We start from the raw sequence: 12,315 nt of genomic DNA on the forward strand, positions 1-12,315 counted from the left end.
TATGCAAAAAGATGTTGTAACATTAGATTTAAAAGAAGAGGGTGTAAAGTATAAGGTGTATGTTCCTTATAAAGAAACAGATTGCATTCAAAGAGATATTTATAAAAATAATGTCCCTTATGAATATGAATTGCTCCAAGAAATACTAACTAGGATTCCAAAAGATTCTGTGGTGCTTGATGTGGGAATGAATATTGGTAATCACGCATTGTCTTTTGCGGCAAATGGGTATAAAGTCATTGCTTTTGAAGCAAATCCAAAGATGAGTGCCATTGCAAAAGAGAGTATTAAACTTAATGGATTCCAAAAGGCTATCAAGGTGTATGAAATAGGTGTGTCTAATCGCGAGGAAGTGATGCATTTTGAAAAAGAGATTCCAGAAAATTTTGGTGCAATGTCCCTAACACTTGGAGAATCTATGGGGGGGGGGGATTATTTGCAAACCCTTAGATAGTCTTAATTTAGAAGAAAAAATTGGAATAATGAAAATTGATGTGGAAGGAATGGAGGATAAGGTATTAGATGGTGTGCGCAAATGCATTGCAAAAAATCGTCCTCTAAATTTATGTAGAGGCACTAAGATTGAAAAATTTTTTAAAAATAGAGCGGATTTTGGAGAAAATGGGCTATGTGTATTGGGATGCTTTTGTAAGAGACGCTCCTTCGCTTTTATTTGTGCCATTAGAATCTGTAAGTGAGAAGCAAATTGCAGCAAAGAGTGCGGCAAAAGCGAAAGAACTGACCTATCCTGAATCGTCTGATGTTCGGAAACGTCTTCGTCTTTTAAAGAGACTCCATGCTGTTGAAATTTGTCTTTTAGTATGTCTTGTTGTGTTAATTGGTTTGATACTTTTTAGAGGTTTATAGAAGATTGTCCTTTAGTTGTTTTTTGGCACTATTTAAATAGGAAGTTAGCTTAGGCAGAATCTAATTAGATTCTGCTTGTAAAAGTTGGTTGTTTATTTTAAGTGAAAGTAATCTTTGATTGCCTCCACTTTGTCTGTTTTTTCCCAAGTAAAGTCTGGCAACTCTCTTCCAAAGTGTCCATAACTCGCTGTTTTTTGGTAGATTGGACGGAGTAAGTCTAAAGATTCAATGATACCACGTGGTGTTAAACGGAAGATTTGTTTCACGCATTCTTCAATTTTAGAATCCTCTACTTTTCCTGTTCCATGCGTATTAACAAGGATAGAAACAGGCTCTACAACACCGATTGCATAGGCAATCTGAATGGTTGCTTTATCGCAAATCCCACTTGCAACAAGATTTTTTGCTACATAGCGCATTGCATATGCACCACTTCTATCTACTTTGCTTGGGTCTTTACCACTAAATGCACCTCCTCCATGCGGACAACTTCCACCATAAGTATCTACGATGATTTTGCGTCCTGTAAGTCCTGCATCTCCTTGTGGTCCGCCGATTACAAATTTTCCTGTTGGATTAACAAAATAGCGGATATTATCATTTATAAATTCTTTTGGTAATGCTTTTTTAACCACCTCTTCAATGACAGCATTTCTTAGCATATCTTGGGAGGTCTCTGGGCTATGCTGTGTGGAGACAACAATCGTATCAATGCTAACTGGCTTACCATCTATATATTTAATCGTAACTTGTGATTTAGCATCAGGACGTAAGAAAGGTAATGTGCCATCTTTTCTAGCACGCGCTAGTCCTTCTGTGATTCTGTGTGAGAGATAGATAGGAAGTGGCATTAGTACATCAGTTTCACGGCAAGCATAACCAAACATAAGTCCTTGGTCACCTGCACCAATTTCTCCATCTTCTCTATCAACACCTTGATTAATATCTGGGCTTTGCTCACCAATACCATTTAGAACACCCGCGCTTCTGTAATCAAAGCCATATCTTGCGTCAATATAGCCAATCTCGCGTATAACGCGTCTTGCAATGTCTTGCATTGGCGCGTAAGCATGTGTTTTTAGCTCACCAGCAATTACGCAGTATCCATTAGAAAGCAGTGTTTCGCATGCAACTCTAGCCTTTGGGTCTCTTTCTATGATATAGTCTAAAATTGCATCACTAATTTGATCTGCCATTTTGTCAGGATGCCCTTCTGTAACAGATTCTGAAGTAAAAAGAAACTCTTTTTTCATAAATTCACCTTGTATTTTGAAATATTTTGCAATTTTATCCTAAAGAAACTTAAAAGTTTTAATTTTGTATTTATCTTACATTAGCTACAATTTAGCAATTGATATTTTTTATCAATAAATTATTTTTACAAGGATTTAGTGATGTTAGTAACAAAAAAAGCTCCCGATTTTAAAGCATCTGCAGTTTTAGCGGATAACCAAATCGTAAAGGATTTTGAACTTTCAAGAAATCTTGGCAGAAACGGCGCAGTTTTATTCTTTTGGCCTCTTGACTTTACATTTGTTTGCCCATCTGAAATCATTGCAATGGATCACAGAGTAAAAGATTTTAAAGCAAAAGGATTTAATGTAATTGGTGTCTCCATTGATTCTGATGTTGTGCATTTTGCTTGGAAAAGTACTCCTGTAAATCAAGGTGGAATCGGAAATGTTCAGTTCCCTATGGTTGCGGATTTAAACAAACAGATTTCAAGAGACTATGATGTGTTATTTGATGAGTCTGTTGCACTTAGAGGTTCTTTTTTGATTGATAAAAATCAAGTCATTCGCCACGCAGTCATTAATGACCTACCGCTTGGTAGAAATATGGATGAAATGCTAAGAATGTGTGATGCATTAACATTCTTTGAAGAGCATGGAGAAGTATGTCCTGCTGGTTGGAATAAAGGTGATAAAGGAATGAAAGCAACAACGGAAGGTGTTGCAGAATACTTGGCACAAAACGCAGATAAGCTTTAATTTTTTAAAACAAAATTCCTTTTTGGAATTTTGTTCCTCTCTTAAATCCCCGTTCCCTTTTTATTAAATTTTCTTTAGATGGAATCGCAGTATAATGCTCGCCTTAATTTTAATTTTCAAGGAGAGTAATGCAAGCAGTCATTGCCATTAGTTTTGCGGCGTTTATTTTTAATACTTCTGAATTTATTCCTATTGGACTTTTGACACTTATCGCCACGGATTTTGGAATCACAGAAGCTAAGTCTGGATTTTTGATGAGTGTGTATGCGTGGGTAGTCGCCCTTGCTTCCTTGCCACTTATGCTTACGTGTTCGCGCTTTGATTTGCGGAGACTACTGCTTTTTGTTGTGGGGCTTTTTATTGTTAGTCATATATTTTCTGCGCTTGCGGATAACTATTGGGTATTGATGGCTTCAAGGATAGGAGTGGCTTGTGCGCATTCTTTATTTTGGTCTATTGCTACTCCTATGGCGGTGCGTGCAGCACCAAAGGGCAAGGAAAGTATGGCAATTAGCTTTGTGATTGTAGGCACTAGTGTGGCGTTGCTTGCTGGGCTTCCTTTAGGACGTGTAATTGGGCTGTATTTTGGTTGGAGAGTAAGCTTTTTAATCATAGGAATTGTGGCATTTTTAGTCTTTTTAGCACTTTTAAAAACATTGCCACAAATGCCAAGTGGAGGAGCAATTTCTTTGCGTTCCTTACCACAACTACTCAAAACACCAAAACTCTTAAGTGTATATGGAATCACAATGTGTCTAATAACTGCGCATTTTATTGCATATAGTTATATAGAACCATTTTTAGCGCAAAATGCACATTTTAGTCGTAATGCAATTACTGCGACGCTTGTTATTTTTGGAGTAATGGGCATTGTTGGAGGATATTTGTTCTCTAAATACCATGATAAATATAAGGAGACTTTTTTGACTTTTGCCATTTTTGGGGTATTTGTCGCGCTCTTACTTCTAAAAATTCTAAGTTTTAGCTCCTTTAGTGTGGTTATTGTTTGTATGCTTTGGGGTTTATCTATTACGATGTTTGGGCTTGCCTTTCAAGCGAAAGTGTTGCATTTAGTGCCTGTTGGGACTTCTGTTGCGATGTCAATTTTCTCTGGAATCTATAATGTTGGAATCGGAAGCGGTGCATATTTTGGCGGGTTAATTACAGAATATTTAAATGTGGGGTACATCAGTTACTTTGGGGCATTTGTGGCATTTTGCGTATGTGTATATTATATGCTACAAAAAAGATTCCAATCTTAGAATCTTAATCGTCTTTGATAAGGTTTTCTTTTGCCTCATCTGGAAGTTTTGCTAAGAAGTTTGCCATATTAAAATTTACTCCTTGTCCGATGGCTTCATTGACTAAAGCAATAGCTTTTTTAGAATTAAATTGACTAAGCGGGTGATATGGTTCAAAGAGGCAGTTTATTACCGAGAGCGCATAAGCATTCTTTTTAATCTCTTGGGTAGCTGCATGGGGATTATTAATATGCACAATACTTTGGATAAGATCTTCGTCAAATTCCCAGTGATTAAAAAGAAATCCTAAAAACGAAATACTATCCACACCGCAGTATTGATTCTCTAATTCATGGACATCTTGGAAATTATTCGCACGATTCTGTTCTAAAAACTCTTTGTCTTTACCTGATTTAATTAGCATATCTGAGAGTAAAATCATTCCTAAACGTAGTAACATTGCACAAGGAATTAACTCATTAGCAAGGTGTTTATCCTCCTCTCTTAGCCATGTTGAGATAAAATCTACTTCTCTAGAGCAGTTGGCTAGAAATGTATTATTATCTAGTCCATAGGGCGAAACATTTATAGAAAAGTTAGAGTGAATTGCATTTGCCATTACGGTGTTTTTAATCGTTCCAGCTCCTAGCAAAGAAACAACTTGCTGAATGGTTGAAATCTTACGTGAGAGTCCATAAAATGGAGAGTTTGCAAGGCGCAACAACTCTCCTACAATTAAGGGGTCTTTTGACAAAATTGCTGCAACTTTAGAGACTTCTAAATCTGCCCCACTAGAATCCACATATTCACGCAACTCCATAACGGTTTGCGGTAGTGGCGGTAGCTCTTTAATGGTCTCTACAAGTAAAGGATTCATAATTTTCCTTTTAGTGTGATTAATGTAAAGCGTTGATTCTATATTATATTTATTAAAACTATGCTTTAATATAATAAGGTTGTCTAGTAAATGTGGTGATTTAGAGTAAGTTGTGTTAAAATGGTGCAAATTTTAAGGACATTTGATGCGTTTTGGAAAAATTGATTACTTAAATCTTTTACCCTTTGAAGTGTTTGTACGTGCTTACCCGAAACCTTCACAATTTCAGCTCTTTTACAATAGGAAAAAATCCTATCCTGCACATTTGAATAAAGAGTTTTTGTTTGGGCGCATTGATGCAGGATTTGTCTCTTCTATCACAGCTTTAAGGGCGCAAAAGGAGAAATTTAAAGCAACAAATGTTGGAATCATAGCGCGTAAAAGAGTGATTAGCGTCATTTGCTTGCCTAAAGAGCAAGGTGAAGATTATCAGTCTGCAACTTCAAATGCGCTTTTAAAAGTATTGGGCTTAAAGGGACGTGTACTAATTGGAGATAGGGCGTTAGTAGAGGTGTTAAGACAAGAGCAAAAACATAAAGAAAGCGGGAATGTGTTTGCATATTTGGATATGGGGGAGAAGTGGGTGCAAAAGGAGCATTTACCCTTCGTTTTTGGGCGCTTGTGTGTGAAAGAAAACAGAGTATTTTATGCAAAATTAATGCATGCATTTACTAAGAAGAAAGTTAAGATTCCATACTTTATGCTTAAAAATGCGGAATCCAAAAGCGGAGTGAAGGCTAAAGAGATTTTGAATTATCTTAAAGTTTTGTCTTATAAAATGGATAAAAAAGCACAATTTGGGGTGGAGCGATTTTATCGCAAATTGCGTATTTTAGGAATTAAGCCACCTAGTCGTTTTTAAAAGATTTTTAGCAATTTATTGTTTTAAACTAAAATGTAGGTTTAATTTAATATAATATCGCCCTTAAATTTTAGAATCCCTCAAGAATGTGGGTTTAGGAGTAGCAATGGAGCAAACATTATCCATTATCAAGCCTGATGCAGTGCAAAAAAATGTGATTGGGAAAATTATTGATAGATTTGAAAGTAACGGCTTAAGAATTGTGGCGATGAAAAGAATTAGACTAAGCAGAAATGACGCAAAGGAATTTTATGCAGTGCATAAAGAGCGCCCTTTCTTTAATGATTTGGTAGATTTTATGGTAAGCGGACCTGTTGTTGTAATGGTTCTTGAAGGGCTTAATGCAGTGGCTAAGAATCGCGAACTAATGGGGGCTACAAACCCAAAAGAAGCAGTGGCTGGGACAATTCGTGCAGATTTTGCAGATAGTATTGATGCAAATGCGGTTCATGGAAGTGATAGTTTAGAGAATGCACAAAGAGAAATTGCATTTTTCTTTGCAACAAGAGAAATTTGCTAATTAATGCAGTTAGCTTTTCAAAAGGCATTCCAAGTTTGCAAAAATGGAGAAAAAATTCCATTTTTCGTTGAAAGCGATGATAAGAGAGTGCAACTAGAGGGTGTGCTTTCTTATGATAAGAGTCATTTTGATTTGCTAAAACTAAGCGGAATGCTAAAGGGAAGCATTATTTTAATTTGCGATATTAGCGGAGAAGAGTATGAAAAAGCACTTAATGAACCTTTAGAGTTTTATCTAAGTGATGGCATTGTAAATTTAGATAATGAACATTTTGAAGATGTAATTGAGTGTGGAAACGGTAATATTGATTTAAGTGAAATCTTAGAGGGTGAGCTAGAAATGATTCGCTGTGATTATCACACAAAAGATGATTAATTTTTTAAGGAGTAACAAATGGCAGTACCAAAAAGACGCGTAAGCAAAACAAGAGCAGCAAAAAGAAGAACACACTACAAACTGACTTTGGCAGTTCCCGTAAAAGATAAAGATGGAACTTGGAAAATGCCACATCGTGTGAATAAATTTACTGGAAATTATAAAAGCAGCTAGAACTAGGGCGTAATGATGAAAATTGCCATAGACGCAATGGGTGGAGACTTCGGGTCTGCACCGCTTGTGCAGGGTTCCTTACAGGCACTCAAAGAGCGTGATTTCACGCTTGTGCTTGTGGGTGATGAGCAAGTGATTAAACCTTTGATTCCTGTAAATTTGCAGGGTAGAGTAGAGATTGTGCATTGCAACGATTTTATCGCAATGGAAGATGGTGCTACTTCTGCACTAAAGCGCAAGGAAAGCTCTATTTATATTGCGATGGAGATGTTGAAAAATAAAGTCGTAGATGGGGTTGTTTCCGCTGGACATAGTGGAGCCACAATGAGTTTAGCCACGCTTAAAATTGGGCGATTAAATAATGTTTTGCGTCCTGCAATTTGCACGTTAATGCCACGCATTGACGGAAATAAAAGTTTAGTTTTAGACGCTGGAGCAAATGTCGATTGTAAGCCAGAGAATTTATTTGAGTTCGGAATTATGGGGTATGAATATGCAAAAGCGATTCTAAACTATCCTAAAGTGCGTATTGGATTACTTGCAAATGGAGAAGAGGAATGCAAAGGCAATGAGATGACAAAAACTGCTTTTGAGCTTCTTAAAAAACATCCAAGTTTTGTGGGTAATGTGGAAGGGAATAATATTTTTGATGGCAATGTAGAAGTGGTTGTCTGTGATGGTTTTGTGGGAAATGCTGTGCTAAAGGCAAGTGAGGGTGTTGCAAACTCCATCTCCTTTTTGCTTAAAAAACACATTAAAGCCTCTCCAATTGGAATCTTTGGGGCTTTGTTTATGAAAAATGTGTTTAAAAAACTTAAAAAGCAAATTGACTATGCAGAATACGGCGGAGCACCACTTTTAGGTGTAAATGGGAATGTGATTATTTGTCATGGCAAGAGCAACGCAAAGGCAATGAAAAATGCTGTGTTTCAGGCAATTTTAGCCTATGAAAATGCCGTAAATCATAATATTGAAGTCGCACTAGAGCGGTTTAAGAATTAATAAGGAGAAATCAATGGAGAAGTCTATTTATGCAAGTCTAAGCTCCATTGGTGCTTACATTCCAAGCAAAGTTATTACAAATGATGATCTTGCTAAGATTGTTGATACAAGTGATGATTGGATTATTAAACGCACAGGAATTAAAGAGCGCAGGTTTGCTGATGCAAGTGAAGCTACAAGTGATCTTGCTACAAAGGCAGCAAAGTTAGCTCTTGCACGTGCGGGTTTGGAGCCTAGTGATATTGACGCGGTAATTGTTGCAACGATTTCTCCAGATTATTTTTGTATGCCATCCACAGCTTGTGTGGTGGCGCATAATTTAGGAATCGTTGGTAAGCCTGCATTTGATATTGCAGCGGCGTGTAGTGGGTTTATCTATTTACTTTTCTTAGCAAAATCTCTTATTGAATCAAGAGCGCATAAAAACATTTTAATTATCGGTGCAGAAAAGCTATCAAGCATTATTGATATGCAAGATAGAAGCACCTGTGTGCTTTTTGGCGATGGGGCAGGAGCGGCTGTGATTAGCCAAACAAATGATAAAAATCTAAGTATTTTAGATGTCAATTGTGCTTCAAATGGAGAATATCAAGATTTTTTAATGACACCAGGTTGTGGTGTTAGAAATCCTGTAAGCACAGAGGTTTTAAAGGAGCGTTTGCAGTTTATTAAAATGAAAGGCAACGAAACCTTTAAACTTGCTGTTAAAACGCTCACGCAAGATGTTATAGAGATTTTAGAAAAAAATAATATAGATAAAGATTCCATTGATTTTTTTGTCCCCCATCAAGCAAATTTTCGCATTATTTCTGCAGTGGGTGATGCGCTAAGATTCCCAAAAGAAAAAATTGCACTGACAGTGCAAAAATATGGTAACACTTCCGCAGCTTCCATTCCTATGGCAATTAATGCGCTTTATGAAGAAGGCAGAATTAAGCAGGGTTCAAAACTGCTCTTAGATGCCTTTGGGGGCGGTTTGACTTGGGGTTCGGCGATTCTAACCTTTAATGGCAGGTAGTCTAATATATGAGCGTTTTATGTAAGATATCCAAAATATTCACCTCTTTGCCAAGTTTTCTTTGGTAAATCACATAATTTGCAAGCACTTTCTTTCCATAAGCGCGTGATTCTTCATAAGGAATCATCTCCATACTATACCATGGATCTAGCGGATTACTTTTTTTAAAGAGATAGTTTTTAGCTAATAGACGTCGCGTAAAGCCAGGTCCGCCATTGTAAGCATAAGAGATAAAAAGCGGATGGTTAAATTCTCTAATTAAAGGACGCGTAAAATATTCTGCATAAGGGACATTTATTGCAGGGTCAAACATATCTAGATAGCTAATTTCTTGTTCTTGATTTAGCTCTTTAGCGATTGCCTTAACATTAAAAGGCATTAATTGCATAAGTCCTAACGCATAGGAAGTGGAAATTGCTGTTGGGATAAATAAACTTTCTTGTCTAGCAAGAGCGTAAAGTAATGCTTGTTTGTCATTTGAGAAGTTAGAAAACACTTCTTTATAAGGCATTAAAAAATACTCTTTGTTAAAATCGCGTGAGAGCCATACATAATGTGCCTTAGTTTCTGCGCTATTGGTTTTTAGCAAGAGTTTTTTAGCTGAATCTTGATTAGAAGTTTTTAGGCTTTTAAAGGAATCGCGGATTCTCTCCCACTCAAAAGGATTCTTAAAGTCCCATTCTGCACTCTTTGTCTTTGTGGGAATGTCATAGACAATGTTGTAGTTTGGACGCTCTTTAAGCATCTCAAGGCTTGCAAGACTATAAACATCTACCGCTTTAGACCGCGTAATTTCCTGTAAATATAGCGCATCATTGCTAGCTAGAAATGCCCAAAAAGTTGCCCGATTTTTGTTAAAGGAGTATTTAGAGAGCTTTTGGGAGTGCAGAAAATAAGAAAGTGCTTGGTCTTTTTTGTCATGGTGCATTGCATTTAAGCCTAGATAAAAAGAGGTTTCTGCATCTAGTGCATTGATAATACTTTGGGGTTTAACTTCCGTGAGTGAAGCATTAAAAGTTTTAAGATTTGGGGAGAGAATCATATGTCTTAGTGCGCGGCTAAAGTTGCTATTGCGTTCATTTATTAACCTTATTATTGCATCTTGTGGAATCTTAAAATTTAAATGGTTGCGGTAGCCTTGTGAGATAGCGAAATAAAAACTAGCAAAAGTTTTAGAATCTTGTGTGATTAGGGTTTTGAAAGGATTTTTAGATGCTAGAATTTGCAAATTTTTGGAGAGCTTTGAATTGTGAGATTTCACATTATTTGAGATTTTTTTTAGTGTTGTCTTATCTAGTGATTCCGCTTTTTTTGTGGTTAGTGCAAGCGCAATACATTTTGCATCCTCTTTTAAGAGTTTATCAAGGCTCATTCTTTGGCAAATCGTTTTGCGTGAGAGTGTTTTATTATCACCTTTTTTGAAGTAAAGTCCAAAGAGTTTTGTGTTTTTTCGTGTGGCAAGATTGTAGGCTTCTTTGGCTTCTTTTGGGCTAATGTCTTGTTGTAAAAATAACCAAATGTAAAAATCTCTAGAGATTCCAGCAGGTTGTTTTTTGAGATAATCTAAAGTGATATTTTGGTTAATAGTAGGCTTTTTTGGCTTAGATTGCACAGATTGTTTTGTGGTTTGGGGCTGAGAGGGTGCGCTAAAAGCAAAATTTAAAGCACATAAAAGTAGGAGAAAAAATCGCATTATTTTTCCTTTAGAGGCTGTGAGCTAACTGAAAAAGCAACTGCACAACAAATAAGTCAATGAATTTTAGCACTAAAATCACAAGAATAGGCGTCAAATCCACACCTCCAATTAGTGTTGGGATAATGCGTCGAATCTTTGTGTAGAGTGGTTCAGTTAGGCGATAGAGAATTTGGACAATGGGGTTGTAAGGGTCAGGGCGCACCCAAGAAATGAGGGCTGCAATGATAATTACCCAAATGTAAATATTAATCACCATACTTAAAATTTGCGCAAATGCTTGAATGAAAGTGTTTAAAACCATTTTTAATTCCTTATAACATCATTAAGATACAAACGCAAAATTGGAAAGAGGTCGCTAAGCTCTGGTCCGTGCGTGTGCCCTGTGAGTAAGAATCGTAGTGCTTTAAAGAAATTTTTGCCCTTTAAACCACTTTTTTGCATAGCTTCAGATTTAAAAGTGTTAAAGTCTGCTTTGCTAAAATCTTGTTCTTTTAGTAGGGATAAAAGCGTGTTTTGAAGCGTTTTAATCGCATCTTGAAACTCTAAAATTTCTAGTGCTTCTGTAGAGTTTTGGGATTCTGTATTTTTATCTAATTGTTCTAAGAGTAGAGTTTTTTTAGCAAAAATGTAATCCACTTTCTCTCGGATTTCATTAAGGGTACTTGCTTCTTGTAAATACAGCTTTGCTAAAGCACCAATTGCAGAATCCTTATAGCCCAAAAGCACACTTAAATCTTGCTCACGCATTGCTTTGAAATGCTCCCTATTTAAAAATTTTAATTTATCAAGATCAAAACGTGCAGGGGCTTTTGCAACTTTTGTAATATCAAACCAAGCAAAAGCATCACGTAAGGTAAAGACTTCACAAGGTGTTTTGTTTCCTAGTAATATAAGATAATTCACAATTGCCTGTGGCAAAAATCCAGAATCTAATAACCATTGCACACTAGAAGCATTATCGCGCTTGCTCATTTTTTTGCCCTCTCCATTAAGGATAATTGGCAAATGCGCAAATTTAATGGATTTTTCATAATTTAAATATTTGTGGATTAGCATTTGTTTGGGCGTGTTGCTTACATGGTCTTCCCCACGTACAATAAAATCAATATCATAGAGCATATCATCAACTGCACAAGCAAAATTATAAGTTGGGATTCCATCTTCTTTTAAGATAATAAAGCTATCAATTTCATTTGGGGTAAAGGTAATATTACCTTTGATTTCATCGTGGAATCCAACTTGCTCTTTTGGAGCTTTTAGGCGCACAACAGGGTGTGGATTTTTATCTTTTTCTAACTCCGCCCATGCATCGTCATAACGAAATGCTTGGTGATTAGCCTTTGCAAGTTCGCGCTTTTGGTCTAAAAATTCTTTTGTGCAATAGCAATAGAATGCATTGCCTTTTTGGATTAAATATTCTGCTAGTTGGCGATGGTGCTTAAAATTGTTGCTTTGATACACAAGATTATCCCAAGTGATTCCAAAGAGATTTAGCAAAAACATAATATCCTTGTCTTTGCCTTCAATGTTACGTGCAGTATCGGTATCTTCAATGCGGAGCAAAAGCTGTGCATTGCGTTGTTTAGCTAAAATATAATTAAACACGGCAACACGCAAATTTCCTGTGTGCATATCGCCTGTTGGGCTAGGTGCAAATCGTAGCATTTCCGAAACCTTTTGTTAAATTCTGTG

The 12,315-nt window shown here is 36.5% G+C and carries 15 protein-coding genes; 10 read left to right on the top strand and 5 right to left on the bottom strand.

Annotated features, from left to right (window positions below; translation table 11 throughout):
- Window position 1: 1 nt before the first annotated feature.
- Both K4G57_RS03645 and K4G57_RS03650 read left to right on the top strand, forming a co-directional pair.
- Entirely contained in the window at window positions 2–454 is a 453-nt protein-coding gene (locus tag K4G57_RS03645; RefSeq protein WP_221561801.1) for an FkbM family methyltransferase, read from the top strand.
- A gap of 128 nt (window positions 455–582) precedes the next feature.
- On the top strand, window positions 583–867 hold the full coding sequence (locus K4G57_RS03650; protein ID WP_221531925.1) for a hypothetical protein: 285 nt from the start codon (window positions 583–585) through the stop codon (window positions 865–867).
- A gap of 92 nt (window positions 868–959) precedes the next feature.
- Here K4G57_RS03650 and metK read toward each other — a convergent pair whose 3' ends face one another.
- On the bottom strand, window positions 960–2,120 hold the full coding sequence (gene metK, locus K4G57_RS03655) for a methionine adenosyltransferase (protein WP_221531924.1): 1,161 nt from the start codon (window positions 2,118–2,120) through the stop codon (window positions 960–962).
- A 141-nt stretch (window positions 2,121–2,261) separates the two neighbouring features.
- On the opposite strand from metK, the gene K4G57_RS03660 reads away from it, so the two are divergent.
- Window positions 2,262–2,858, top strand: coding sequence for a peroxiredoxin (locus tag K4G57_RS03660; RefSeq protein WP_221531923.1), 597 nt, complete (start codon window positions 2,262–2,264; stop codon window positions 2,856–2,858).
- Window positions 2,859–2,986: 128 nt separating this feature from the next.
- On the top strand, window positions 2,987–4,120 hold the full coding sequence (locus K4G57_RS03665; RefSeq protein ID WP_221531922.1) for a sugar transporter: 1,134 nt from the start codon (window positions 2,987–2,989) through the stop codon (window positions 4,118–4,120).
- 4 nt (window positions 4,121–4,124) lie between these two features.
- On the opposite strand, the gene cheP is transcribed toward K4G57_RS03665, so the two are convergent.
- Complete coding sequence (gene cheP / locus K4G57_RS03670; protein ID WP_221531921.1) at window positions 4,125–4,976, bottom strand: cheVAW transcriptional regulator CheP; 852 nt, start codon at window positions 4,974–4,976, stop codon at window positions 4,125–4,127.
- 145 nt (window positions 4,977–5,121) lie between these two features.
- On the opposite strand from cheP, the gene K4G57_RS03675 reads away from it, so the two are divergent.
- The 6 genes from K4G57_RS03675 to K4G57_RS03700 all read left to right on the top strand — a co-directional run bounded on the left by K4G57_RS03675 (window position 5,122) and on the right by K4G57_RS03700 (window position 8,927).
- On the top strand, window positions 5,122–5,838 hold the full coding sequence (locus K4G57_RS03675) for an MqnA/MqnD/SBP family protein (RefSeq protein ID WP_221531920.1): 717 nt from the start codon (window positions 5,122–5,124) through the stop codon (window positions 5,836–5,838).
- Between the two features lie 106 nt (window positions 5,839–5,944).
- Window positions 5,945–6,358, top strand: coding sequence for a nucleoside-diphosphate kinase (gene ndk, locus K4G57_RS03680; RefSeq protein ID WP_221531919.1), 414 nt, complete (start codon window positions 5,945–5,947; stop codon window positions 6,356–6,358).
- A 3-nt stretch (window positions 6,359–6,361) separates the two neighbouring features.
- Window positions 6,362–6,733, top strand: coding sequence for a DUF177 domain-containing protein (locus tag K4G57_RS03685; RefSeq protein WP_221531918.1), 372 nt, complete (start codon window positions 6,362–6,364; stop codon window positions 6,731–6,733).
- Between the two features lie 18 nt (window positions 6,734–6,751).
- On the top strand, window positions 6,752–6,907 hold the full coding sequence (gene rpmF, locus K4G57_RS03690; RefSeq protein ID WP_221531917.1) for a 50S ribosomal protein L32: 156 nt from the start codon (window positions 6,752–6,754) through the stop codon (window positions 6,905–6,907).
- Between the two features lie 12 nt (window positions 6,908–6,919).
- The gene (gene plsX / locus K4G57_RS03695; protein WP_236033211.1) at window positions 6,920–7,909 is read left to right on the top strand and encodes a phosphate acyltransferase PlsX; all 990 of its coding nucleotides are present in this window, start codon (window positions 6,920–6,922) and stop codon (window positions 7,907–7,909) included.
- A 13-nt stretch (window positions 7,910–7,922) separates the two neighbouring features.
- On the top strand, window positions 7,923–8,927 hold the full coding sequence (locus K4G57_RS03700; protein WP_221531915.1) for a beta-ketoacyl-ACP synthase III: 1,005 nt from the start codon (window positions 7,923–7,925) through the stop codon (window positions 8,925–8,927).
- A 1-nt stretch (window position 8,928) separates the two neighbouring features.
- On the opposite strand, the gene K4G57_RS03705 is transcribed toward K4G57_RS03700, so the two are convergent.
- Genes K4G57_RS03705 through gltX form a run of 3 tightly spaced genes read right to left on the bottom strand, consistent with a single transcriptional unit; the run spans window position 8,929 to window position 12,288 of the window.
- Window positions 8,929–10,620: a lytic transglycosylase domain-containing protein gene (locus tag K4G57_RS03705; protein ID WP_221531914.1), complete on the bottom strand. Its 1,692-nt coding sequence runs from the start codon at window positions 10,618–10,620 to the stop codon at window positions 8,929–8,931.
- 10 nt (window positions 10,621–10,630) lie between these two features.
- The gene (locus K4G57_RS03710) at window positions 10,631–10,924 is read right to left on the bottom strand and encodes a YggT family protein (RefSeq protein ID WP_221531913.1); all 294 of its coding nucleotides are present in this window, start codon (window positions 10,922–10,924) and stop codon (window positions 10,631–10,633) included.
- Window positions 10,925–10,926: 2 nt separating this feature from the next.
- The gene (gltX, locus tag K4G57_RS03715) at window positions 10,927–12,288 is read right to left on the bottom strand and encodes a glutamate--tRNA ligase (protein WP_221531912.1); all 1,362 of its coding nucleotides are present in this window, start codon (window positions 12,286–12,288) and stop codon (window positions 10,927–10,929) included.
- Window positions 12,289–12,315: the final 27 nt, after the last annotated feature.

The sequence above is a fragment of the Helicobacter turcicus genome (genome assembly GCF_019711685.1).
Lineage (GTDB): Bacteria > Campylobacterota > Campylobacteria > Campylobacterales > Helicobacteraceae > Helicobacter_D > Helicobacter_D turcicus.